Below are 23,513 nucleotides of genomic sequence, written 5' to 3'. Positions count from 1 at the left end.
ATCGACTCACGCACAATAAAAACAAGACGGCGAGAGGCGTAGCTAACTGATTCTTTTGGAGAGGCGTTGTATTTGGGGCTTGCCCCACGACCAGGCCGAGAACAATAAAAACTGTCCTAAGACAGTGCCTGAACTGGTTGGATCTCACGATCATTGCAACACAGCGACCAAAGCAATCCGTTTGCTCTTGGCTCCCGATTGGGAGGGTCATGAAGGAAAACTTCATGGCGAGGGCGCTCAACAAAAACAAGAAGCCCGAAACCAATAATAAAAATAGAGCACGCAACTACTTCTGGGGGAGCTTCGGCTCCCCTTGTGGTTTCTGGCGTTTGGTCCCGTAGTAGACATCCCCTTCAAGCGCTTGCGCAGCTTCCTACACCATCCCCCGACTAAATGCTAGAATCCCCGCCCATCATGCGGTCATTCTTCGTTATGGCCGAACATTCCTTCAAACAGTGCATCCCATGCTGAAGAAGCTGTTCCAGTCATTCCGTTCTCCCAAGCGTCATACGCAACACATTCGCAGTACGCCTGAAGTGCTCAACAGCGGCCAACATTCGCTGCAAAAGGCGCAATTCAGCCGTTATGCGGTGAATATCGTCGAACGCCTGCAGAACGCCGGTTACCAGGCTTACCTGGTCGGCGGCTGTGTGCGTGACATGCTGCTCGGCATCACGCCGAAAGATTTCGACGTCGCCACCAGCGCCACACCTGAACAGGTACGCGCCGAATTCCGCAACGCGCGGATCATCGGTCGTCGCTTCAAACTGGTGCATATCCACTTTGGTCGCGAAATCATCGAAGTCGCGACCTTTCGCGCCAATCACCCGCAAAACGACGAGGACGAAGACAGCAACCAGTCTTCCCGTAACGAAAGCGGGCGCATTCTGCGCGACAACGTTTACGGCACCCTGGAAGAAGACGCGCAACGCCGCGACTTCACCATCAACGCCTTGTATTACGATCCGGTCAGCGAGCGCATTCTCGACTACGCCAATGGCGTACACGACATCCGCAATCACCTGATCCGCCTGATCGGCGATCCGAAGCAACGCTACCAGGAAGACCCGGTGCGGATGCTGCGGGCCGTGCGTTTCGCCGCCAAGCTGAATTTCGGCATCGAAAAACACAGCGCCCTGCCGATCCGCGATCTGGCACCGATGCTGCGCGAGATTCCATCAGCCCGTCTGTTCGAAGAAGTGCTCAAGCTGTTCCTCTCCGGCCATGCCGCGGACACCTTCGAGATGCTGGTCGACTTGCAACTGTTCGATCCGCTGTTCCCGGCCAGTGCCGAAGCGCTGGAATACAACCCGACCTACACCCATACGCTGATCAGCGAAGCGCTGATCAATACAGACCTGCGGATCAAGCAGAACAAACCGGTCACCCCGGCGTTCCTGTTTGCAGCATTACTGTGGCCTGCCCTGCCGGCTCGCGTGTTGCGCCTGCAAGAACGTGGCATGCCGCCGATACCGGCGATGCAGGAAGCGGCGCACGAGTTGATTGCCGAACAGTGTCAACGGATCGCAATCCCGAAACGCTTCACGATGCCGATCCGCGAGATCTGGGACATGCAGGAGCGTCTGCCACGGCGCAGCGGCAAACGAGCCGACCTGTTGCTGGACAACCCGCGGTTCCGCGCCGGTTATGACTTCTTGCTGCTGCGCGAAAGCGCCGGGGAGCAGACCGATGGCCTGGGCGAATGGTGGACTGACTATCAGGACGCCAACGACAGCGAACGCCGGGACATGATCCGCGACCTCAGCGGCAAGGACGACGGTACCGGCGCTCCACGCAAACGTCGCCGCAGCGGCGGCGCCAAGCGCAAACGCGCTGCCGGTGCTTCGAGCGCTACAGGCGAGTAGGTCATGGAACGCATCTACATCGGCATGGGCAGCAATCTGGCTGACCCCGCCGCACAGTTACGCAGCGCTATCGAGGCGTTGTCGCAGTTGCCGCAGACCCAACTGGTCGGCGTTTCGGCGTTTTATCAAAGCGACTCGCTGCTGCCCGGCCAACCGCGTTACACCAACGCGGTTGCCGCCCTCGACAGCCGCCTCGCGCCGCTGGAGCTGCTTGATGCGCTGCAAGCCATCGAGAACGGACAAGGTCGCGAGCGCCTTGAACGTTGGGGCCCGCGCACGCTGGATCTGGACATCGTGCTGTTCGGCGATCGACTGATCGACGAACCCCGCCTCAAAGTCCCCCACTACCACCTGCAAGAACGGGCTTTCGTGCTCTATCCGTTGGCCGAGCTGGCACCGGCGGATCTGCGCCTGGCCGATGGCCGCAGCCTCACAGAATTACTCGCCGCCTGCCCGTTCGTCGGGTTGGAACGCCTCTCCCCGAATTGACAAAACTCCCTGTGGGAGCGGGCTTGCCCGCGATGGCGGACTATTAGTCAACATTGATGTTGAATGTAAAGTCGCTATCGCGGGCAAGCCCGCTCCCACAATGGTTTCTGTCGTATCTGCTGAATCGCACCAGTAACGCCGGTAACACCCCACGCGTAACAATGCGGTAACACACGTAATTGACTTCCCGGGTTCTCCTCACGACTATAGGCGTCCCGCTGCCGCCAACCCGGCGCCAAAGGGCGCAATCCAGGCCTTACAAGCACCACGAAAGAAGGTGCGCCTGTATAAATGACGAATCACGCGCGTTACTCGCAGTAGTTTCCATAGCGCCTGTACTGAGGACTTTTTTCATGCCAGCCATCACCCTGACCACGCTCCAGAGCCTCAAGCAGAAAGGTGAAAAGATCACCATGCTGACCTGCTATGACGCGACCTTCGCCCACGCCTGCAATGAGGCCGGGGTCGAAGTGCTGCTGGTGGGCGACTCCCTTGGCATGGTCTTGCAAGGTCACGACAGCACCCTGCCGGTGACCACCGCTGAAATGGCCTACCACGTGGCGGCCGTCAAGCGCGGTAACACCGATGCCCTGATCCTCGCCGACCTGCCCTTCATGGCCTACGCCACTATCGAACAGACCATGACCAACAGCGCGCTGTTGATGCAGGCCGGTGCGCACATGGTCAAGGTTGAAGGGGCACTGTGGCTCGCGGACTCGATCCGTCTGCTGGCTGAACGTGGCATCCCGGTGTGCGCGCACATGGGGCTGACACCGCAATCGGTCAACATCCTCGGTGGCTATAAAGTCCAGGGCCGCAACGAAAACCAGGCGCGGCAGATGCGTGCCGACGCGATTGCCCTGGAACAGGCCGGTGCGGCCATGTTGCTGCTCGAATGCGTGCCCAGCGAATTGGCCGAAGAAATCACTCAGGCGGTGGGTATCCCGGTGATCGGTATTGGCGCCGGCAATGGCACCGACGGCCAGGTGCTGGTGCTGCACGACATGCTGGGCTTGTCCATTACCGGGCGCGTGCCAAAATTCGTAAAAAACTTCATGACTGGCCAGAGCAGCATTCAGGCTGCCCTGAGCGCTTACGTCACTGAAGTCAAAGCGGCGACTTTCCCCGGCATCGAACACGGATTCTCTGCATGAACACCGTAAAAACCGTACGCGAACTGCGGGCCGCCGTGGCCCGTGCCCGTAGCGAAGGCAAGCGCATCGGCTTCGTGCCGACCATGGGCAACCTGCACAGCGGGCATATCGCACTGATTACCAAAGCCACCCAACGGGTGGATTTCGTGGTCGCGAGCATTTTCGTCAACCCGCTGCAATTCGGCGCCGGCGAAGACCTCGACAAGTACCCCCGGACCCTGGCCGCCGACCAGGAGAAACTGCTCCAGGCCGGTTGCCATCTGCTGTTCGCACCGACCGTCGAAGAAATGTACCCCGACGGCATGGCCGGTCAGACCCGCGTCAGCGTGCCTCAACTGTCCGAAGGCCTGTGCGGCGCCAGTCGTCCGGGGCATTTCGAAGGGGTGGCGACCGTGGTCAGCAAGCTGTTCAACATGGTCCAGCCGGACCTGGCGATCTTCGGCCAAAAAGACTTCCAGCAACTGGCGGTGATTCGCGCCCTGGTGCATGACCTGAACATGCCGATCCAGATCATTGGCGAACCCACCGTGCGTGCCGCTGACGGCCTGGCCCTGTCATCGCGCAATGGTTTTCTCAGCGAAGAACAGCGGGCCATCGCGCCCATGGTCTATCGCACCCTGACCCATATTGCCGACGCGATCAAACAGGGCGAGCGCGATTACCCGACGCTGATCAACGAGCAGATCAAGCAACTCGAAGCTGCCGGCCTGCGTCCGGATTATCTGGAAATTCGCCATGCACTGACGTTGCGTCCGGCGACGGCAGAAGATCGGGACCTGGTGATTCTGGTGGCGGCGTTCCTGGGCACGACGCGGTTGATCGACAACCTGCATCTGAACCTCGACACTCCCGTATAAACACTACAAAACCACTGTGGGAGCAAGCCCGCTCCCATATTGGATCTGCCTCGTTTCCAGACTGTATTGCCGCCCACAAGCCCTTCGGGCAAACTGCCCCCCGTTCGATTCCGACCCGGGGAAACACTCATGCACGCCATCATGCTCAAGGCCAAGCTGCATCGCGCCGAAGTCACCCACGCTGTACTCGATTACGAAGGCTCTTGTGCCATCGACGGTGAATGGCTGGACCTGTCCGGCATCCGTGAGTACGAACAGATCCAGATTTACAACATCGATAACGGCGAACGCTTCACCACCTACGCGATTCGTGGTGAAGAAGGCTCGCGCATGATCTCGGTCAACGGTGCCGCAGCGCACAAAGCCAAGGTCGGCGACCGCGTGATCATCTGCGCTTACGCCCATTACAGCGAAGCCGAGCTACTGAACTTCAAGCCGCGCATGCTCTACATGGCACCGGGTAACGAGCTGAGCCACACCAGCAATGCCATTCCGGTTCAGGTCGCCTGATCGAGCCGACACCCCTGTCAGCCTTCCGTTTGTCGGACCGCTCCCGGTTTAAATGTTAAAAAAGTACCGGGAGCAGGTCAGACAAAGTCAAGACAGATTGCGGCGCGAGGTTTACTGTATTCGCCCTGCGCCAAAAATCGTGTCGACGTAGTTGACCGGACGCCCACCCGCGGCTCTCCGGGATTTTTCGTGTTCAAAAGGCCGTTCAAGTAAAAAGGAAAACCGCAGCGATGGCGTACTACCGCACTCCTCACGACGTTACCGCTCTGCCCGCCTGGCAAGCGCTGAATGACCACCGCCAAGCCATGCAGGATTTCAGCATGCGCGAAGCCTTTAATGCCGATCCGCAGCGCTTTACTCAATTCACCCTCAGCAGCTGCGGTCTGTTTCTCGATTACTCGAAGAACCTGATCAACGCCGAGACCCGCAATCTGCTGGTGGGCCTGGCCAACGAAGTCGACCTCAAGGGCGCGATCAAAGCGCTGTTCGATGGTGAAATCGTCAACTCTTCCGAAGGGCGCCCGGCACTGCACACCGCACTGCGCCGTCCGGTGGGCGACAAGCTGTCGGTCAACGGCGTCAACGTGATGCCCGACGTGCACAAGGTGCTGAACCAGATCACCGACCTCGTGGGCCGGATCCACGACGGTCTGTGGCGCGGTTACACCGAAAAGCCGATCACCGACGTGGTGAACATCGGCATCGGTGGCTCGTTCCTCGGCCCTGAGCTGGTGTCCGAAGCGTTGCTGTCCTACGCCCAGAAAGGCGTTCGCTGCCACTACCTGGCAAACATCGACGGCAGTGAATTCCACGAACTGACCATGAAACTGCGCGCCGAAACCACGCTGTTCATCGTCTCGTCGAAATCCTTCAACACCCTCGAAACCCTGAAAAACGCCCAGGCCGCACGCGCCTGGTACCTGGCTCAGGGTGGTTCGGAAGCCGAGCTGTATCGTCACTTCATCGCCGTTTCCAGCAACAACGCGGCGGCTGTGGCGTTCGGTATCCGCGAAGAGAACATCTTCCCGATGTGGGACTGGGTCGGTGGGCGTTACTCGCTGTGGTCGGCCATCGGCCTGCCGATTGCACTGGCCATCGGCATGTCGAACTTCAAGGAACTGCTGTCCGGTGCCTACACCATGGACCAGCATTTCCAGAGCGCGCCATTCGAACAGAACATGCCGGTGCTGCTGGCGTTGCTCGGCGTCTGGTACGGCAATTTCTGGGGCGCGCAGAGCCACGCGATCCTGCCGTACGACCACTACCTGCGCAACATCACCAAGCACTTGCAACAGCTGGACATGGAATCCAACGGCAAGAGCGTACGCCAGGACGGCACGCCAGTGTCCACCGATACCGGCCCGGTGATCTGGGGCGGCGTCGGCTGCAACGGTCAGCACGCTTACCACCAGTTGCTGCACCAGGGCACCCAACTGATTCCGGCCGACTTCATTGTGCCGATCGTCAGCTTCAACCCGGTGTCCGACCACCACCAGTGGCTGTACGCCAACTGCCTGTCCCAAAGCCAGGCGTTGATGCTCGGCAAGAACCGCACCGAGGCAGAAGCCGAATTGCGCGACAAGGGCATGAGCGAAGAAGACGTACAGAAAATCGCACCGCACAAGGTGATCCCGGGCAACCGTCCGAGCAACACTCTGGTGGTCGAGCGCATCAGCCCGCGTCGTCTCGGCGCACTGGTGGCGATGTACGAACACAAAGTCTTCGTGCAAAGCGTGATTTGGGGCATCAATGCCTTCGATCAGTGGGGCGTGGAGCTGGGTAAAGAGCTGGGCAAAGGCGTCTACAACCGCCTGGTCGGCAGCGAAGAAACCCCGGCCGACGATGCCTCCACCCAAGGCCTGATCAACTACTTCCGCGGTCGTCACCGCGGGTGATCTGACACCCTCTCCCACAGGTCAGCACTGACCCTGTGGGAGCGGGCTGGCTCGCCCCCACATTGGTTCTATGTACACTTGAACTCAAAATTCACAGGGCGCATCTTTATTCTTGTCGCATAACAAGCATAAGGAACCGTCATGTTCGATATCAGCACGTTCCCCAAAGCCGATGCCGTCCGCCGGGCTGCACAGTTAAGTCAAGACGACTACAAACGCCTGTACCGCCAATCCATCGAACACCCCAGCACCTTCTGGGCCGAACAGGCCACACGCTTTCTCGACTGGAGCGCGCCGTGGCAAACCGTCCAGCGTTACGACCTTAAAACCGGTGAAGCGAGCTGGTTCGCCGGCGGAAAGTTAAACGTCAGTTACAACTGCATCGATCGTCATCTGGAAAAACGCGGCGATCAAATCGCGATCATCTGGGAAGGCGATGACCCCGCCGAATCCGACCGGATCACCTACAAAAAACTCCATCACAACGTCTGTCGACTGGCCAACGTGCTCAAAAGCCGTGGCGTGAAGAAAGGCGACCGCGTGTGCATCTACATGCCGATGATCCCCGAAGCCGCCTATGCCATGCTCGCCTGCGCGCGGATCGGCGCGATTCATTCGGTGGTGTTCGGCGGCTTCTCCCCGGACTCCCTGCGTGACCGGATCCTCGACGCCGACTGCCGCACGGTGATAACCGCCGACGAAGGCGTACGCGGCGGTAAATTCGTGCCGCTCAAACAGAACGTCGACAAGGCCCTGCAAAGTTGCCCCGACGTCAGCAGCGTAATCGTGGTCGAACGCAGCCAAAACCAGGTGAATTGGGTTGAAGGCCGCGACCTCTGGTATCACCAGGCCCTGCGCGACGTCGATGACCATTGCCCGCCCGAACCGATGGACGCCGAAGACCCGTTGTTCATCCTCTATACCTCCGGCAGCACCGGCAAACCCAAAGGCGTGCTGCACACCACTGGCGGCTACTTGCTGCAAGCCGCCATGACCTTCAAATACGTGCTCGACTATCGTGACGGTGAAGTCTTCTGGTGCACCGCCGATGTCGGCTGGGTCACCGGCCATAGCTACATCGTCTACGGGCCATTGGCCAACGGCGCGACCACGCTGATCTTCGAGGGCGTACCGAGCTACCCCAGCACCTCGCGCTTCTGGCAGGTGATCGACAAACACCACGTGAACATCTTCTACACCGCCCCCACCGCCCTGCGTGCGCTGATGCGTGAAGGTCCCGAGCCGTTGAAGGAAACCTCCCGCGAGAGCCTGCGATTACTCGGCACCGTCGGTGAGCCCATCAACCCTGAAGCCTGGGAGTGGTACTTCAATACGGTCGGCGAACAGCGCTGCCCGATTGTCGATACCTGGTGGCAGACCGAAACCGGCGGCATCATGCTCAGCCCGCTGGTCAGCGCCCAACGGATCAAACCCGGTTGCGCCACCCAACCGATGTTCGGTGTGCAACCGGTGTTGCTCGATGAACACGGCAAGGAAATCAAAGGCGCCGGCAGCGGCGTTCTGGCCATCAAGTCCAGCTGGCCGGCGCAGATCCGCAGCGTCTACGGCGACCCGAAACGCATGGTCGAAACCTACTTCAAGCCCTACCCCGGCTACTACTTCACCGGCGATGGCGCACGCCGCGACGAGGACGGCGACTACTGGATCACCGGGCGCATCGATGACGTCATCAACGTCTCCGGGCACCGTATTGGCACCGCCGAAGTGGAAAGCGCCCTGGTGCTGCACGACAGCATTGCCGAGGCCGCCGTGGTCGGTTACCCCCACGACATCAAAGGCCAGGGTATCTACGCCTTCGTCACCCCCATGAATGGCGTCGACCCCAACGATGATTTGAAGAAAGAACTGCTGGCCCACGTCAGCAAGGAGATCGGCAGCTTCGCCAAACCTGACTTGATCCAGTGGGCCCCGGCCCTGCCGAAAACCCGTTCGGGCAAGATCATGCGGCGGATTCTGCGCAAGATCGCCTGCAACGAACTGGACAACCTGGGCGACACCTCGACACTCGCCGACCCGAGTGTGGTGCAAGGCCTGATCGACAAACGCCTGAACTCGTAAAGCCTTCGCGGCACAATCCCTGGCGGTGGCCAAGGGCCTGGAATGGGACCTGAGCAAGGTCAACGGCAGTGCCATCGCCCTGGGCCATCCGATCGGCGCCTCGGGTTGCCGGGTGCTGGTGACGTTGTTGCACGAAATGATCAAGCGTGACGCCAAGAAAGGTCTGGCCACCCTGTGCATCGGTGGTGGTCAGAGCGTTGCATTGGCCATCGAGCGCTAGTCACGTCCCTGTGGGAGCGAGGCTTGCCCGCGAAAGCGGTGTGTCAGGCGAAATCAATGTTGATTGTGCCGCCGTCTTCGCGGACAAGCCTCGCTCCTACAGGTTCTTCATCGCCCAAACTGTTAAACTCCCGCGCCCCCAATTCCCTCCTGCAAGGCGCCCAGCATGTCTTCCTTGAATCAGGCGCTGTGCGCCGCCCTTGATCGTCGCCAAGACCTGCTCGCCGAGCTGCATCAGCAGGGCACCGATTGCTATCGCCTGTTCCACGGCAGCCAGGAAGGCGCCGGCGGCCTGACCGTCGACCGCTACGGCCCGCAACTGTTGGTGCAAAGTTTCCACCAGGCACTGGAGCGTGACGCCCTGCTGCAACTGCATGAGACCGTCAATCAGCAGCTGGGCCTCGACACCCTGCTGGTCTACAACGACCGTTCCCGCGGCAACTCGCGCATCGACCGCGAAGACACCGTCTACCGCGCCGACGACGCCGCCCTGCAAGATTTGATCGGCCACGAATGGGGGCTCAACTACCGGGTTCGCGGGCGCCACGCCGGCCAGGACCCGTTGCTGTTTCTCGACCTGCGCAACACCCGCGGCTGGGTCAAGGCGCACAGTAAAAACAAAAGTGTGCTGAACCTGTTCGCCTACACCTGTGGCGTCGGCCTCAGTGCCGCGGCCGGGGGTGCCAGCGAGGTGTGCAACCTGGACTTTGCCGAAGGCAATCTGGCGGTCGGTCGTGAGAACGGCCTGCTCAACCCGCAATTACCGACCATGGAATTCATCCAGTCCGATTACTTCCCGGCGATCCGCCAACTGGCGGGCCTGCCCATCAGCCAGCGTCGCGGGCAGAAACTGCCAAGCTATCAACGTCTGGATCAGCGTCAGTACGATCTGGTGCTGCTCGATCCACCCGCCTGGGCCAAGAGTGCCTTCGGTACGGTCGACCTGTTGCGCGACTACCAGAGCCTGCTCAAACCGGCGCTGCTGGCCACCGCCGACAACGGCGTGCTGATCTGCTGCAACAACCTGGCGAAGGTCAGCATGGACGATTGGCGTGAACAGGTTTTACGCTGCGCAGAGAAGTCTGGTCGTCCGGTTCGCGAGTGGACAGTGATGAAACCGGGCGGCGATTTCCCGTCGATGGATCAACAGCCGCCGCTGAAAACGCTGATCCTGCAGCTCTGAAAATCCCGCCCATAGTCAGACAATTCCTATAAAGCATGATTGCTTCGGAACCGCAAACGCATGCCATACTCCAAGGCACTCCGATTCCGACAGATGAAACCGCACATGCCCAAAGGATTGATTCGCGCTATCGGCGCCCTGTTGACTGCACTGGCTCTTTATAGCCTGCTGGGTTTTCTGATTTTGCCGGGCATCGCGTTGCGGGTTGTCAACCAACAACTGGCCAACTACGCCGCGACGCCCGCCACGATTTCGCGGATCGAACTCAACCCGTTCACCCTTGAAGTCACCCTTTGGGGCCTGGTCGTCGGCGAGCCGGGCAAGGAACAAGTGGGCTTCGAACGCCTGTACGCGAACCTGCAGATCGACAGCCTCTGGACCAAGGCGCTGCACCTGTCCGATATCGAGCTGGACAAACCCAAGACCGAAATCCTCTTCGGCAAGGACGGCAAACTCAACCTGCTCGGGCTGTTCAAAATCCCCGCCAGCGAACCGGCCCCGGTCGACCCGAACGCCAGACCATTCCCGCTGCGCGTGGAGCGGATCAAACTGGCCGGCGGCTCCGTACATTTCGAGGATGCACGGCCCAGCGAACCCATCGAATTCATCTACGACAAACTCGATTTCGAACTGAAAAACCTCAGCACCCTGCCCGAAGACAGCGCCGACATGACATTGGTCGCCGTTGGCCCGGCAGGTGGACAGATCGACTGGACCGGTAACTTCAGCCTGATCCCGATCGCCTCCGAAGGTAAGCTGAAAATCACCGATGGCAAGATGAAATCCTTCTGGCCCTATGTGCGCGATGCTGTGCCGCTGGTCCTGGAAAACGGTGTCCTGAACCTGAGCACCGACTACAAACTCAACCTGTCCAAGGGAACCGAACTGCTACTGAACAACGTCGCCGTCAGCGTCGCGCCTTTCGCCATCAAGGCGCCGGACGGCCGACCGCTGGCGAAGCTCGAACGGCTGGACATCAGCGAAACCACCGTGGATCTGGCCAAACAGCAAGTGGTGGTCGGCAAGATTCGCAGCCAGAAACTGGAAACCTGGGCCGCCCTCGAAGCGGATGGGCAACTCGACTGGCAAAAACTGTTCGCCAGTCAACCGTCCAAACCGGCCGCCAAAGCCAACGCCGAACCCGCCAGCACACCAGCGGCAGCCGATTCACCGAAGCCTGAACCGACCGCGCCAAGCAAGTCCTGGCAAGTGCTGCTCAAAGACGTGCAACTGCGCAATTATCAGGTGCACCTGACCGACCGTAAGGCGCAACCCGCCGTGGCGCTGGAGCTCGGACCGCTGAACCTGGACCTGCAAAATTTCGACAGCCTCAATGGCTCTCCTTTCAACCTCAAGCTCGACACGGGCGTGGGCAAGCAAGGCAAGCTCACCGCGGACGGCGTGGTCAATCTGGCCCCGATCAGCGCCAGACTGAACGTGCAGACCAAGGACATCGACCTGCGCGTCGCCCAGTCCTACATCACCCCCTTCATTCGCCTCGAACTGCGCAGCGGCATGCTCGGTAGCGATTTGGCGGTCGACCTGAAAAGCACCGAGCCACTGGCGTTCAGCGTCACCGGCCGCGCCCAGGTCGATCAACTGCATACCCTCGACACCCTGAAAACCCGAGACTTCCTCAAGTGGCAGCAGCTGGTGCTCGAAGGCCTGAACTATCAGCATGGCGACAGCCTGTCGATCGACAAGGTCAATCTGTTCCAGCCCTATGCGCGCTTCATGATCAACGATGACCGCACCACCAACATCGATGACCTGCTGATCCCGCAACCGGCGGACTCCGGCGCCACAACGACCACAACCGCCGCAGCCAAACCGGCGGCAGGAAAAGAAAAACCGCTGGGCATCCACATTGGCAGCATCGCCATCAATGACGGTTCGGCGAACTTCGCCGACTTCAGCCTGACCCCGAACTTCGCCACAGCCGTTCAACAGCTGAACGGGAAGATCGGCACCATCGATAGCCGGCAGGCAAAACCGGCCAGCGTCGACGTCAAAGGCAAGGTCGACCGCTATGCGCCGGTGACCATCAAGGGTTCGGTCAACCCGTTCGACCCGATGGCCAGCCTGGACATCGCCACCAGTTTCAAACGGGTGGAACTGACAACCCTGACGCCCTACTCCGGCAAGTTCGCCGGCTACCGCATCCGTAAGGGCCGGCTTAATCTGGATCTGCATTACCGGATCACCAACGGCCAGCTCCTGGCCGAAAACAAAGTGGTGGTCGAACAGCTGCAACTCGGTGAAAAAGTCGACAGTCCGGATGCCGTAAGCCTGCCGCTGAAACTGGCGATTGCCTTGCTCAAGGATGTCGACGGCAAGATTTCCATCGAGCTGCCGGTGAGCGGCGACCTGAACAACCCGCAGTTCAGCATCATGCCGATCATCTGGCAGACCCTGCGCAATCTGATCGTGAAGGCGGCCGCGGCTCCGTTCAAAATGATCGGCGGGCTGGTCAGCGGCGGTGGTTCAGAGGACCTGGGTACCGTGGCGTTTGCTCCGGGTTCAAGCGACTTGAGCAAGGAAGCCGAAGCGACACTGATCAAACTGTCCCAAGCGCTCAAGGAGCGTCCGGCCCTGCGCCTGGAAATCGAAGGCACCGCCGCCAAGAGCAGCGACGGCCCGCTGCTCGCCGAGCAACGCCTGGAACGGGAATACCAGTACAACTACTACAAAATGCTCCAGCGCCGCGGAGACAAAGTGCCGGCCCAGGCCTCATTGCTGAACGTGCCGGACAACGAGAAAAGCCCACTGCTTGAAGGGATCTACCGCACGCGTCTCAAAATCCAGCCACCCGCCGAATGGAAGGACCTGGGCAAGGAAGAGCGCAGCAAAAAAATGCGTGAAAGCGTGATCGACTTCTGGAGCTCCAGCGAGGTGCTGTTGCGCCAACTGGGGCAAGAGCGGGCCAGCAGCATCAAGGACTACCTGGTGGACAAAGGGCAGTTGGCCGATGACCGCGTGTACTTCATCGACGCCAACCTCGGTGAGCCCGAAAGCGATGGCCGCGTGGTGACGGCCATGCACCTGGATGCCGAGTGATGGGCGCGCGCTGGCTTCTGAATCTGGCCTTGATGCTGGCCGCCGGCCAAGCCGTTGCGGCCGATACCCTGCGCTGCGGCAGCCAGCTGATCAGCGTCGGGGACAGGTCCAGTGAAGTGTTGCAAAAATGCGGAGAGCCTGTCGCCCGTGACCTGCTTGGCTACAAGCGCAGCGCCAATCGACGGGAAGAGTTTCAGGTCGAGGAATGGACCTACGGACCCAACAGCGGGATGTACCAGTACCTGCGCTTTGAAGGCAACCGGTTGGTGCAGATCACCAGCAAACGCGGTAATTGAACCCGCCACAATTCAATGTGGGTGCCCGCTCCCACAGTTGTTTCTGCGTTGCTCCCAATAGAACAGGCCCCGACACGAATGTCGGGGCCTGTAATGGCCACGTCCCTGTGGCCGTTCGCATGAACTCTCAAAAAGCGACAAGCGTATGACTCGGCCCGCCTGCCGCGTCTTCTCCCGGTCCAGGCGAGAAGCCTTGCCTTACTCGGCTTTCAGGCCGTCAGCGGATACCGCTTTGACGCCTTTGATTTTCTTGGCGATGGCCACGGCGGTTGCTTTCTGAGCGTCAGTCACCGCAACGGTGGACGACAGTGACACTACGCCTTTGTTGGTTTCGACTTTGATGTCGGTGCCCGGGATGCCTTTTTCGGTCACCAGGTCTGCTTTGACTTTGGTCGTTATCCAGGTATCGGAAGTAGCTTCTTTGGCTTTGGTCACTTCACCGGCAGCCAGCACCATAGGGGACTGGGTGGTCTGGATGGTCTGTGCAAATGCAGCGTTGGCCATGGTCAGGGTCAGCGCGGTAGCAGTAGCGGCAGCAATAGCGAACTTCTTCATACGAGTAACTCCTGTTCTTCTGGAAAGTCTGCTGCGTGTCTTGTCAGCAGGGTTAACAGGGATATTGCGAACGCTGTGCCAACTGAGAAAATAAAACAAAACACTTAAAAATCAATAACTTAATAAAAATGATAATTTCCGGAGTCATGCAAAATGCATGACTTCGAGTTTATCGACATGCAACTTGCGGGTTTTAACGCAGGCCTAACGCAATGAATTGCCGGGGATTTTCCTGATTATCCGAATCGCCCTCAAATGACCCACAAAAAAAATGCCCCGCGTCGTGAGAAGCGGGGCATTGGCTATGCCTGGCAATATGGATCAGGCGCCGGTGCAGCCTTTAGGCGCGTATTCCTGTAGAGCCGTGGTGGCGCATGTCCAGCCACCGGTGAGCGTACGCGAGAGCGTAATGGTTTTGCTGAGCACCGGCCCTGGAGCATTGAGGATCGTGCAACCAATACTGCCCACACCGGTAGAGGAAGTACCCGATGCCGTAATCGTGCAATTACCTGTGGTCGCCGTACCGCCGATCAGCGCGAGGGTAGGATCGGTGCCTTGATTGATAATGTCTTCCAAAGGCACCTTCAGTGCCGAGATTTCTGCAAGCGCCGCAGTGACCTTCGCCCGCGCTTGATACTTCGAATACTGCGGCAACGCAAACGTCGCCAGAATCCCGATGATCGCCACGACGATCAGCAGTTCGATCAAGGTAAAACCATTTTGATTTTTCATAGACAGGCTCCATGCATGAGTCGAAATCTCATGATCTGAACAAGGCACAGCACAGCCCATGCCAACCGCCCCTCCCCCCTGCTGACGGGGCGCGAGATCAACGCCAAGACCTTTCCTATCCCCATAATCCGCACTATCTGACACTTTTTGTCACCTTACCCCGGCGGGTTTGGTTCCACTGCTTGACTAGGCTATAAGTCATTAACCGTCTGCGTCCGGAATCCCAATGAATGACATCGCCCTTAGCGGTCTGGCCAAGCAATTGGTACTGGCCGAGCTGATCACTGACCAAAGTGCGCAACAGGCGTATCAGCAAGCCCAACGCAGTCGAATCTCCTTCGTCAGCTATCTGGTGCAGAACAAACTGCTGAAAAGCTGGCAGGTCGCCGAAGTCGCTTCAGATCATTTCGGCATGGCCCTGCTGGACCTCAATTGCCTGGACAAGGAAACCCAACCCCGTGGGCTGGTCAGCGAAAAGCTGATCCGTCAGCACCACGCCCTGCCTCTCTGGCGGCGTGGCAACAAGCTGTTCGTGGGGATTTCCGACCCGACCAATCACCAGGCCATCAATGACATCCAGTTCAGCACCGGGCTGAGCACCGAAGCCATCCTGGTGGAGGAAGACAAGCTCAATGATGCCATCGAGAAATTCTTCGACAACCACTCCACCGGCCTGGAAGACATGGCCGATGTCGACCTCGACGGCCTGGACATCGAGTCGGTCGATGACCAGAAACAGGATTCCATCGCAGGGCAAGATACCGATGACGCGCCCGTGGTGCGCTTCGTCCACAAGATGTTGCTCGATGCGATCAAGAGCGGTTCTTCCGACCTGCATTTCGAGCCCTACGAAAAAACCTACCGCGTGCGGATGCGCACCGATGGCATCCTGCATGAGGTCGCCAAGCCACCGACACAACTGGCCAATCGCATCGCTTCCCGGCTGAAAGTCATGGCCAGCCTCGACATATCCGAACGGCGCAAACCCCAGGACGGGCGAATCAAGATGCGCTTGTCCAAAAGCAAGTCCATCGACTTCCGGGTCAACACCCTGCCGACCCTGTGGGGCGAGAAAGTGGTGATCCGGATCCTCGATCCGTCCAGTGCCCAAATGGGCATCGACGCCCTCGGCTATGAGCCCGACCAGAAAGACCTGTACATGGCCGCCCTCAAGCAGCCACAGGGGATGATCCTGGTGACCGGCCCCACCGGCTCAGGCAAGACCGTGTCGCTCTATACCGGTCTGAACATCCTCAACACCGTCGACATCAACATCTCCACTGCCGAAGACCCGGTAGAAATCAATATGGAAGGCATCAACCAGGTCAACGTCAATCCCAGGCAGGGAATGGATTTCGCCCAGGCGCTGCGCTCGTTTCTGCGCCAGGACCCGGACGTGATCATGGTCGGTGAAATTCGCGACCTCGAAACCGCCGAAATCGCCATCAAGGCCGCCCAAACCGGGCACATGGTGCTTTCCACCCTGCACACCAACAGCGCTTCGCAAACCCTGACCCGCCTGCACAACATGGGGATTCAGGGCTTCAACATCGCGACCTCGGTCAGCCTGATCATCGCCCAGCGCCTGGCGCGCAAACTGTGCAGTCATTGCAAGAAACCCATCGAAATTCCCCGCGAGGCGCTGCTCAAGGAAGGCTTCCCCGAGGAACGCATCGGCTCGTTCACGATCTATGAACCGGTCGGTTGCGATCAGTGCAACAACGGTTACAAAGGGCGAGTAGGCATTTATGAAGTGGTCAAGAACACACCGGATTTGCAACGGCTGATCATGGCCGAAGGCAACTCACTGGAAATCGACCTCCAGATGCGCAAGGACGGCTTCAACGACCTGCGCACTTCGGGCCTGCTCAAGGCCATGCAAGGCATCACCAGCCTTGAAGAAATCAACCGGGTCACCAAGGACTGAATATGGCGGTCAAAGCAGCGAAAATCAGCGTGTATGCCTGGGAAGGCACGGATCGCAAAGGCGCGAAAATGACCGGCGAGTTAACCGGGCAAAATCCCGCGCTGATCAAGGCCCAGTTGCGCAAGCAGGGCATCAACCCGGGCAAGGTGCGGAAAAAGTCCGCGTCCATTTTCAGTGCCGGCAAACGCATCAAGCCCCTGGACATTGCCCTGTTTACCCGGCAGATGGCGACCATGATGAAAGCCGGCGTACCGCTGCTGCAATCGTTCGATATCATCGGCGAAGGCTTCGATAACCCGAACATGCGCAAGCTGGTGGACGAGGTGAAACAGGAAGTCGCGGCCGGCAACAGCTTCGCCGCGGCCCTGCGTAAAAAGCCCCAGTATTTCGATGAGCTGTACTGCAACCTGGTGGACGCCGGCGAGCAGGCCGGTGCCCTGGATACCCTGCTGGAACGGGTGGCGACCTACAAGGAAAAGAGCGAAAGCCTCAAGGCCAAGATCAAGAAAGCCATGACCTACCCGCTGGCCGTGGTGTTCGTCGCGATCATTGTGACCGGCATTCTGCTGGTCAAGGTTGTACCGCAGTTCGAGTCGGTGTTCTCAGGATTTGGCGCCGAGCTGCCGGCGTTCACCGTAATGGTCATCGGCTTGTCGGAGTTCATGCAGGACTGGTGGTGGATGTTGCTCGGCGTGCTGGGTGCGGGGATCTTCGGCGTGCACCACGCCTTCAAGAATTCCCCAGGCTTTCGCGACCGGATGGACACCTGGTTGCTGAAACTGCCGTTGGTTGGCGCGCTCATGTACAAGTCCGCCGTGGCCCGTTACGCCCGCACCCTGTCGACGACGTTCGCAGCCGGCGTGCCACTGGTCGAAGCCCTGGAGTCAGTGGCGGGCGCGACCGGCAACATCGTGTTCAAGCGAGCGGTGTTACGCATCAAACAGGATGTTTCGACCGGCATGCAGCTGAATTTTTCCATGCGCACCTCCGGCATCTTTCCGACCATGGCGATCCAGATGACGGCCATTGGCGAAGAGTCCGGCGCGCTGGACGACATGCTCGACAAGGTCGCGAGTTTCTACGAGGCCGAGGTGGACAACATGGTCGATAACCTGACCAGCCTGATGGAGCCGTTCATCATGGTGGTGCTGGGGGTTATCGTCGGCGGGCTGGTGGTTGCAATGTACCTGCCCATCTTCCAACTCGGCTCAGCGATCTGATATGTCCTTGAACGAATTTCTGAGCTTCAACCCGCTGGCCTTCGTGATTACCGCAGGGGGGATCGGCCTGCTGATCGGCAGCTTTCTCAACGTGGTGGTCTGGCGCCTGCCGAAAATGCTTGAGCGTGAATGGCGCCTGCAGGCCCATGACGTACTGGATTTGCCAGCCGAACCCCCAGGCCCTGCTTACAACCTGATACTGCCTCACTCCGAGTGTCCCCACTGTGGTCATCGGATCCGTGTGTGGGAAAACATCCCCGTGCTCAGTTATCTGTTTTTACGCGGGCGATGCTCGAACTGCGCGGCGCCGATCAGTAAACGTTACCCGCTGACCGAGCTGGCCTGCGGGTTACTGTCGGCATTCGTCGCCTGGCATTTCGGTTTCGGCTGGCAGGCCTGCATGGTGTTGGTCCTGAGTTGGGGCCTGTTGGCGATGAGCCTGATCGACGCCGAACATCAGCTGTTGCCGGACGTGCTGGTGCTGCCGTTGATGTGGTTGGGGTTGATCCTCAACAGCTTCGGGCTCTTCGTATCACTGCATGATGCGTTCTGGGGTGCGGTGGCCGGCTACATGGCGCTGTGGTCGGTGTTCTGGCTGTTCAAGCTGATCACCGGCAAGGACGGCATCGGCTACGGTGACTTCAAGCTCCTGGCGATGCTCGGCGCCTGGGGCGGTTGGCAGATCCTGCCCCTGACCATCCTGCTGTCATCGCTGGCAGGGGCCATTCTCGGGATGATTTTGCTGCGCCTGCGGGATGCGAAAACCTCGACGCCGTTACCTTTCGGTCCCTATCTGGCCATTGCCGGCTGGATTGCCTTGCTCTGGGGTGGTCAAATAACCGGCTTCTATTGGCAGTTTGTCGGTTTGAAATGAATACCCCTGTGGAAAAACCCTGGATTCTCGGCCTGACCGGCGGCATCGGCAGCGGCAAAAGCGCGGCCGCCCAGCACTTCATCGACCTGGGCGTGCACGTGGTGGACGCCGATCATGCGGCTCGCTGGGTGGTCGAACCCGGTCGCCCGGCACTGGCCAGGATCGCTGAGCACTTCGGCCCCGGCGTGTTGCTAGCCGACGGCCAACTGGATCGTGCCGCCCTGCGCAAGCTGATCTTCGAAGTGCCGGATGAACGCCGCTGGCTCGAAGCGCTGCTGCATCCGTTGATCGCCGAGGAAATCGCCCATCATCTGACCAAGGCACAATCGCCTTACGCGATTCTGGTTTCGCCGCTGCTGATCGAGTCCGGGCAGTACGCCATGACCCAACGGGTCCTGGTCATCGATGCTCCGGAACAGCTACAGATCGAACGCACCCTGCAGCGTGATCAGACCAGCGAACAGCAGGTCCAGGCGATCCTCAAGGCCCAGTCCAGCCGACAGGACCGCGTGAGCCATGCCGACGATGTGGTGGTCAACGACCGCGACCTCGCCTGGCTGCACAGCGAGGTCGAACGCCTGCATCACTTTTACCTTACTTTGCGTGGAGGCCAGTCATGAGCCAAACCCCGACCGTCGATTGCCCAACCTGTGGCGCCCCTGTCGAATGGAGCCCCGAGAACAAGTTCCGGCCGTTCTGTTCGGACCGTTGCAAACTGATCGACCTGGGCGCCTGGGCGTCGGAAGAACACAAGATCCCGGTGAGCCCGGATGCCGAAGACGAACTGTTCAGCGAAGACTTCGACCCGCGTCACTGATCCGGCCATCAAGGCCGCATAAAGCCATAGTCCTGACCCTCGTCGAGGTTTTCGGCAAGAAACCGCAACTCATCGGCCAGGTCTTCGACATTGCGTACCGCCTTGCTCTGCTGCACCACCGCACTGAGCAAGGCGCGCAGGCTCAATCCCGGGTCGAAACCCACCTCTTGTGCCAGATCCAGACTCTGACGCAACTCCTGCCTGGCCCACTCATACACACTCATGCCGATGCTCCTGAAGGTTTTCCGGAGCATGGATTCGTCAACGCTTTTTGGATTTGATGTGGATCAAGATTTGGGGTCGTCGTCTTTCCAGGGCGCCGAAAGGTAGCGCGTGCGATTGAACGTCTCCAGCCATTCTGGGCAGAACACCACCAATGCGCTGACCACCATGCCGTTGATAAATGCTTCCGGGAAAATGAGCAGCCATAGATAACCGACAAAATCTTCCAGCCAATACGGCATGGCGAAACGTTCGTCGTACCACAGCAATGTGAGCGCCAGAATCAAACACAACAGGGCCGACAACGCAGCGGCAAAAAAGCCGGAACAGAAGATGTACACAAAGGGATTACGCGGCTGTGCGCGTTCGACCAGGATTGCGCAGCATTCGGTGACCAGCACCGGCAGCAGAATCAGCAGCGCGCCGTTGACCCCCATGGCCGCCATGTCCTGGCGCCCGAGCAGCACCAATCCCGCTTGCGCGACCAACCCGCCGACAATCGCCAACGGCCAATCCAGCAGCAACGTCACCGCCGTCATGCCGATGAAGTGATAGGACACGCCGGTATCAAAGTCCCGTCGCACCAGCCAAAGCATGAACAATGCGAACACCGTGCCGAACAACAGATGCTGACGGCGGCTATCGCTGAACAATTCAACCCAAGGCGCTCGACAGACAGCCCAGATCACTACCGGCACGTAAATCAGCCAGCCAACTGTAAGGCTTTGCGATGACAGCAGTTCGGCGCCAATCATGGGCAAGCCTTTTCCGGCGCCTGGGCCCACATAAGCGCAAGACTGAGCAGCAACACTGTTCTATATTTCACGCGTCTCTCCCTTCGTCGTAGCTCCCAGTCTATACCGACGATTCTGCCTGGCCGTGTCGCGCGTCTACCCGGCGAATAGAGAATCCGAGGGAACGAAAAAAGTTACGCAAACTTTACGAGACAAAACGACAAGCCGATCGATACTGCGCGGCGCTAACAAGACAGGCGTTATTTATGTCCATTGCGGTACTGCGGCTTATCGGTTTCATCCTGGGTATTTTTTTGATCACACTGGCAGTGAGCATGGCGATACCGATGCTCACTCTGGTGATCTATGAACGCAACGATGATATGTCGGCCTTTCTGTGGTCGAGCCTGATCACAGCGGTGTCCGGGCTGCTGTTGATCAACAAGGGCCGTCCTGAGGACGCTCAGTTGCGTCCCCGCGATATGTACATGCTGACCACTGCCAGTTGGGTAGTCGTCTGCATGTTCGCCGCATTGCCCATGGTCCTGATCCAGCACATCAGCTACACCGACGCGTTTTTTGAAACGATGTCCGGCATCACCACCACCGGATCGACCATCCTGACCGGTCTGGACACCGCCTCGCCCGGATTGCTGATCTGGCGTTCAATGCTGCATTGGCTGGGTGGCATCGGCTTCATCGGCATGGCCGTGGCCATCCTGCCGCTATTGCGGGTCGGGGGCATGCGGCTGTTTCAGACTGAATCATCCGACTGGTCGGAGAAGGTCACACCACGCTCCCACGTCGCTGCCAAATATATTCTTGGGCTGTATATCGGGCTTACCGCTCTTTCCACACTGGCCCTGTGGATAGCAGGGATGACGCCGTTCGAAGCCATCAACCATGCAATGTCGTTGATTTCCACGGGAGGATTTTCCACCTCCGATTCTTCTCTGGCGCACTGGACGCAACCGGCCATCCATTGGGTGTCGGTGGTTGTCATGATTCTGGGCAGCCTGCCTTTTACGCTGTATGTGGGCACGTTGCGCGGGAATAGATACGCCCTGCTCAAAGATCACCAGGTACGCGGGTTCATTGGCTTTTTGCTCATCACCTCGCTGCTGGTCGGAACCTGGTTGTGCTTGCACAGCGAGTACGGCTGGTGGGAGGCGTTTAGGATCGTGGCGGTCAACGTGACGTCAGTGGTCACGACGACCGGCGTGGCGCTGGGGGATTACACGTTATGGGGCAGTTTCTCCGTGTTGCTGTTCTTTTACCTGACCTTTGTCGGCGGCTGCTCCGGCTCCACCGCTGGCGGGCTTAAAATCTTCCGTTTTCAAGTGGCTGGCGCACTGCTCATGGGCAGCCTGAAACAACTGATCCATCCTCGAGCCATCATCCGGAAAAAATACAACAATCACCCCATCGACGAGGATATCGCCCGTTCGCTCCTGACGTTTTCTTTCTTTTTCACCATCACCATCGGGGCGATCGCCATGGGGTTGGCGCTCATCGGCCTGGACTGGACCACGGCATTGAGTGGCGCGGCCACCGCCGTCTGCAACGTGGGGCCTGGCGTTGGTTCGATCATTGGTCCGGCAGGCAACTTCTCGACACTGCCTGATGCCGCCAAATGGCTGCTGACCGTCGGCATGCTGCTGGGAAGACTGGAGATCCTCACCGTTCTGGTGCTGTTCATCCCGGTTTTCTGGAAATACTAGTTGCAACAACCAATGGTGATTTATTGCCTAGACTCCTCTTGTCCACCGTGCAAAGCGTTTCAGACATGAACGGCACGAGAACTAAAACAAGAGGAACATCTAAATGCTCAAATCATTGTGGAGCGCGGCCATCTGCACACTCGCCCTGGGTGCGTCGAGCCTGACACTGGCGGCTGATCCAGTCGTTATCAAGTTTTCTCACGTGGTCGCCGAACAAACGCCTAAAGGCCAAGGCGCCCTGCTGTTCAAGAAACTCGTCGAAGAGCGTCTGCCCGGCAAAGTCAAGGTAGAGGTTTATCCAAACTCTTCGCTGTTCGGTGACGGCAAGGAAATGGAGGCGCTGCTGTCGGGCGACGTGCAGATGATTGCGCCGTCGTTGGCCAAGTTTGAGCAATACACACCCAAGCTGCAATTGTTCGATCTGCCGTTTCTGTTCAACGATATCTCGGCAGTTGACCGCTTCCAGCGAAGCCCTGACGGCCAGGGGCTTCTCAAGGCCATGGAAAGCAAGAACATCACCGGCCTGGCCTATTGGCATAACGGCATGAAGCAGTTGTCCGCCAACAAGGCGCTGCGTAAACCGGGCGATGCTCGCGGTTTGAAATTTCGTGTGCAGGCTTCGGCCGTGCTCGAAGAGCAATTCAAGGCGGTGCGCGCCAACCCTCGCAAAATGAGCTTCGCCGAGGTGTATCAGGGCTTGCAGACCGGCGTCGTCAATGGCGCGGAAAACCCTTACTCGAATATCTACAGCCAGAAAATGCACGAAGTGCAGAAGTTCATCACTGAATCCGACCATGGCTTGCTCGATTACATGTTGATCACCAACACCAAGTTCTGGACTGGCCTGCCACCGGATATAAAAACCGAACTGGACAAGATCATCGCCGAGGTCACCACTCAGGTGAACAAGGATGCGGAAAAACTGAATCAGGATGCCAAACAGAACATCATCAACGCCAAAACCACTGAAATCATCACGCTGACCCCGGAGCAACGTGGCGAATGGCGCGAAGCAATGAAACCGGTCTGGAAGAAGTTCGAAGGTGATATCGGTGCCGACCTGATCAAGGCCGCCGAAGCTGCCAACCAGGCCCAGTAATCTGCCGT

The 23,513-nt window shown here is 58.9% G+C and carries 21 protein-coding genes and 1 pseudogene; 18 read left to right on the top strand and 4 right to left on the bottom strand.

Features of this window, described 5'->3' with window-relative positions:
* Window positions 1-464: 464 nt before the first annotated feature.
* From LOY38_RS04840 to LOY38_RS04790, 11 genes and pseudogenes are all read left to right on the top strand, one after another.
* The gene (locus LOY38_RS04840) at window positions 465-1,865 is read left to right on the top strand and encodes a polynucleotide adenylyltransferase PcnB (RefSeq protein ID WP_258699051.1); all 1,401 of its coding nucleotides are present in this window, start codon (window positions 465-467) and stop codon (window positions 1,863-1,865) included.
* A gap of 3 nt (window positions 1,866-1,868) precedes the next feature.
* Window positions 1,869-2,354 carry a 2-amino-4-hydroxy-6-hydroxymethyldihydropteridine diphosphokinase gene (folK, locus tag LOY38_RS04835; protein ID WP_258699050.1) on the top strand — a complete coding sequence of 162 codons (486 nt, stop codon included), beginning with the start codon at window positions 1,869-1,871 and terminating at the stop codon, window positions 2,352-2,354.
* A gap of 353 nt (window positions 2,355-2,707) precedes the next feature.
* Window positions 2,708-3,508, top strand: a complete 801-nt coding sequence (gene panB / locus LOY38_RS04830; protein WP_258699049.1) for a 3-methyl-2-oxobutanoate hydroxymethyltransferase — start codon at window positions 2,708-2,710, stop codon at window positions 3,506-3,508.
* Window positions 3,505-4,365 carry a pantoate--beta-alanine ligase gene (gene panC, locus LOY38_RS04825; RefSeq protein WP_258699048.1) on the top strand — a complete coding sequence of 287 codons (861 nt, stop codon included), beginning with the start codon at window positions 3,505-3,507 and terminating at the stop codon, window positions 4,363-4,365. Before panB ends, panC begins: the two co-directional genes overlap by 4 nt.
* A gap of 129 nt (window positions 4,366-4,494) precedes the next feature.
* Entirely contained in the window at window positions 4,495-4,875 is a 381-nt protein-coding gene (panD, locus tag LOY38_RS04820; protein ID WP_008153310.1) for an aspartate 1-decarboxylase, read from the top strand.
* Window positions 4,876-5,105: 230 nt separating this feature from the next.
* A complete protein-coding gene (pgi, locus tag LOY38_RS04815; protein ID WP_258699047.1) occupies window positions 5,106-6,770 on the top strand; it encodes a glucose-6-phosphate isomerase in 1,665 nt (554 codons plus the stop codon).
* Window positions 6,771-6,911: 141 nt separating this feature from the next.
* Window positions 6,912-8,849, top strand: coding sequence for an acetate--CoA ligase (gene acs, locus LOY38_RS04810; protein WP_258699046.1), 1,938 nt, complete (start codon window positions 6,912-6,914; stop codon window positions 8,847-8,849).
* Window positions 8,848-9,069 (top strand): annotated as a pseudogene (locus LOY38_RS04805) (acetyl-CoA C-acetyltransferase); the annotation flags it as partial. The gene acs and the pseudogene LOY38_RS04805, both read left to right, overlap by 2 nt.
* A gap of 165 nt (window positions 9,070-9,234) precedes the next feature.
* Window positions 9,235-10,251 (top strand): class I SAM-dependent rRNA methyltransferase, encoded by a 1,017-nt coding sequence (locus LOY38_RS04800; protein ID WP_258699045.1) that lies wholly within the window; start codon window positions 9,235-9,237, stop codon window positions 10,249-10,251.
* Window positions 10,252-10,311: 60 nt separating this feature from the next.
* Window positions 10,312-13,308: a DUF748 domain-containing protein gene (locus LOY38_RS04795; protein WP_258699044.1), complete on the top strand. Its 2,997-nt coding sequence runs from the start codon at window positions 10,312-10,314 to the stop codon at window positions 13,306-13,308.
* Window positions 13,308-13,604, top strand: coding sequence for a DUF2845 domain-containing protein (locus LOY38_RS04790; RefSeq protein WP_258699043.1), 297 nt, complete (start codon window positions 13,308-13,310; stop codon window positions 13,602-13,604). Before LOY38_RS04795 ends, LOY38_RS04790 begins: the two co-directional genes overlap by 1 nt.
* A gap of 198 nt (window positions 13,605-13,802) precedes the next feature.
* Here LOY38_RS04790 and LOY38_RS04785 read toward each other — a convergent pair whose 3' ends face one another.
* Together LOY38_RS04785 and LOY38_RS04780 are read right to left on the bottom strand one after the other, a co-directional pair.
* Window positions 13,803-14,159, bottom strand: a complete 357-nt coding sequence (locus LOY38_RS04785) for a BON domain-containing protein (protein WP_258699042.1) — start codon at window positions 14,157-14,159, stop codon at window positions 13,803-13,805.
* A 321-nt stretch (window positions 14,160-14,480) separates the two neighbouring features.
* Window positions 14,481-14,891 (bottom strand): pilin, encoded by a 411-nt coding sequence (locus LOY38_RS04780; RefSeq protein WP_258699041.1) that lies wholly within the window; start codon window positions 14,889-14,891, stop codon window positions 14,481-14,483.
* Between the two features lie 226 nt (window positions 14,892-15,117).
* Between LOY38_RS04780 and pilB the strand changes: the two genes are divergently transcribed.
* The 5 genes from pilB to yacG are packed head-to-tail and all read left to right on the top strand — an operon-like array spanning window position 15,118 to window position 19,729.
* Window positions 15,118-16,818 (top strand): type IV-A pilus assembly ATPase PilB, encoded by a 1,701-nt coding sequence (pilB, locus tag LOY38_RS04775; protein WP_258699040.1) that lies wholly within the window; start codon window positions 15,118-15,120, stop codon window positions 16,816-16,818.
* 2 nt (window positions 16,819-16,820) lie between these two features.
* Window positions 16,821-18,038, top strand: a complete 1,218-nt coding sequence (locus tag LOY38_RS04770; RefSeq protein WP_258699039.1) for a type II secretion system F family protein — start codon at window positions 16,821-16,823, stop codon at window positions 18,036-18,038.
* Window position 18,039: 1 nt separating this feature from the next.
* Window positions 18,040-18,912 (top strand): A24 family peptidase, encoded by an 873-nt coding sequence (locus tag LOY38_RS04765; protein WP_258699038.1) that lies wholly within the window; start codon window positions 18,040-18,042, stop codon window positions 18,910-18,912.
* Window positions 18,909-19,532, top strand: a complete 624-nt coding sequence (coaE, locus tag LOY38_RS04760) for a dephospho-CoA kinase (RefSeq protein WP_258699037.1) — start codon at window positions 18,909-18,911, stop codon at window positions 19,530-19,532. The genes LOY38_RS04765 and coaE overlap by 4 nt, the downstream gene beginning before the upstream one ends.
* The gene (gene yacG / locus LOY38_RS04755) at window positions 19,529-19,729 is read left to right on the top strand and encodes a DNA gyrase inhibitor YacG (protein WP_030130376.1); all 201 of its coding nucleotides are present in this window, start codon (window positions 19,529-19,531) and stop codon (window positions 19,727-19,729) included. The genes coaE and yacG overlap by 4 nt, the downstream gene beginning before the upstream one ends.
* Before the next feature lie 8 nt (window positions 19,730-19,737).
* Here yacG and LOY38_RS04750 read toward each other — a convergent pair whose 3' ends face one another.
* Together LOY38_RS04750 and LOY38_RS04745 are read right to left on the bottom strand one after the other, a co-directional pair.
* A complete protein-coding gene (locus LOY38_RS04750) occupies window positions 19,738-19,953 on the bottom strand; it encodes a hypothetical protein (RefSeq protein WP_258699036.1) in 216 nt (71 codons plus the stop codon).
* A 63-nt stretch (window positions 19,954-20,016) separates the two neighbouring features.
* The gene (locus LOY38_RS04745; protein WP_258699035.1) at window positions 20,017-20,706 is read right to left on the bottom strand and encodes an energy-coupling factor ABC transporter permease; all 690 of its coding nucleotides are present in this window, start codon (window positions 20,704-20,706) and stop codon (window positions 20,017-20,019) included.
* Window positions 20,707-20,951: 245 nt separating this feature from the next.
* Here LOY38_RS04745 and LOY38_RS04740 point away from each other — a divergent pair, with 245 nt between their 5' ends.
* Window positions 20,952-22,406: a TrkH family potassium uptake protein gene (locus LOY38_RS04740; RefSeq protein ID WP_258699034.1), complete on the top strand. Its 1,455-nt coding sequence runs from the start codon at window positions 20,952-20,954 to the stop codon at window positions 22,404-22,406.
* Between the two features lie 103 nt (window positions 22,407-22,509).
* Window positions 22,510-23,505, top strand: a complete 996-nt coding sequence (locus LOY38_RS04735; protein ID WP_258699033.1) for a TRAP transporter substrate-binding protein — start codon at window positions 22,510-22,512, stop codon at window positions 23,503-23,505.
* Window positions 23,506-23,513 lie beyond the last annotated feature (8 nt).

It is taken from the genome of Pseudomonas sp. B21-015 (assembly GCF_024749285.1).
GTDB lineage: Bacteria > Pseudomonadota > Gammaproteobacteria > Pseudomonadales > Pseudomonadaceae > Aquipseudomonas.
The sequence above is the reverse complement of the archived record's forward strand: the minus strand, read 5'-3'. Positions and strand labels throughout refer to the sequence as shown.

Coding starts and splice junctions, on each gene's coding strand:
- LOY38_RS04785 (WP_258699042.1), bottom strand. CDS start 14,159: ATGAAGAAGTTCGCTATTGCTGCCGCTACTGCTACCGCGCTGACCCTG.
- yacG (WP_030130376.1), top strand. CDS start 19,529: ATGAGCCAAACCCCGACCGTCGATTGCCCAACCTGTGGCGCCCCTGTC.
- LOY38_RS04780 (WP_258699041.1), bottom strand. CDS start 14,891: ATGAAAAATCAAAATGGTTTTACCTTGATCGAACTGCTGATCGTCGTG.
- folK (WP_258699050.1), top strand. CDS start 1,869: ATGGAACGCATCTACATCGGCATGGGCAGCAATCTGGCTGACCCCGCC.
- panB (WP_258699049.1), top strand. CDS start 2,708: ATGCCAGCCATCACCCTGACCACGCTCCAGAGCCTCAAGCAGAAAGGT.
- LOY38_RS04765 (WP_258699038.1), top strand. CDS start 18,040: ATGTCCTTGAACGAATTTCTGAGCTTCAACCCGCTGGCCTTCGTGATT.
- acs (WP_258699046.1), top strand. CDS start 6,912: ATGTTCGATATCAGCACGTTCCCCAAAGCCGATGCCGTCCGCCGGGCT.
- LOY38_RS04790 (WP_258699043.1), top strand. CDS start 13,308: ATGGGCGCGCGCTGGCTTCTGAATCTGGCCTTGATGCTGGCCGCCGGC.
- panD (WP_008153310.1), top strand. CDS start 4,495: ATGCACGCCATCATGCTCAAGGCCAAGCTGCATCGCGCCGAAGTCACC.
- pilB (WP_258699040.1), top strand. CDS start 15,118: ATGAATGACATCGCCCTTAGCGGTCTGGCCAAGCAATTGGTACTGGCC.
- panC (WP_258699048.1), top strand. CDS start 3,505: ATGAACACCGTAAAAACCGTACGCGAACTGCGGGCCGCCGTGGCCCGT.
- LOY38_RS04795 (WP_258699044.1), top strand. CDS start 10,312: ATGCCATACTCCAAGGCACTCCGATTCCGACAGATGAAACCGCACATG.
- LOY38_RS04750 (WP_258699036.1), bottom strand. CDS start 19,953: ATGAGTGTGTATGAGTGGGCCAGGCAGGAGTTGCGTCAGAGTCTGGAT.
- pgi (WP_258699047.1), top strand. CDS start 5,106: ATGGCGTACTACCGCACTCCTCACGACGTTACCGCTCTGCCCGCCTGG.
- LOY38_RS04800 (WP_258699045.1), top strand. CDS start 9,235: ATGTCTTCCTTGAATCAGGCGCTGTGCGCCGCCCTTGATCGTCGCCAA.
- LOY38_RS04840 (WP_258699051.1), top strand. CDS start 465: ATGCTGAAGAAGCTGTTCCAGTCATTCCGTTCTCCCAAGCGTCATACG.
- coaE (WP_258699037.1), top strand. CDS start 18,909: ATGAATACCCCTGTGGAAAAACCCTGGATTCTCGGCCTGACCGGCGGC.
- LOY38_RS04770 (WP_258699039.1), top strand. CDS start 16,821: ATGGCGGTCAAAGCAGCGAAAATCAGCGTGTATGCCTGGGAAGGCACG.
- LOY38_RS04740 (WP_258699034.1), top strand. CDS start 20,952: ATGTCCATTGCGGTACTGCGGCTTATCGGTTTCATCCTGGGTATTTTT.
- LOY38_RS04745 (WP_258699035.1), bottom strand. CDS start 20,706: ATGATTGGCGCCGAACTGCTGTCATCGCAAAGCCTTACAGTTGGCTGG.
- LOY38_RS04735 (WP_258699033.1), top strand. CDS start 22,510: ATGCTCAAATCATTGTGGAGCGCGGCCATCTGCACACTCGCCCTGGGT.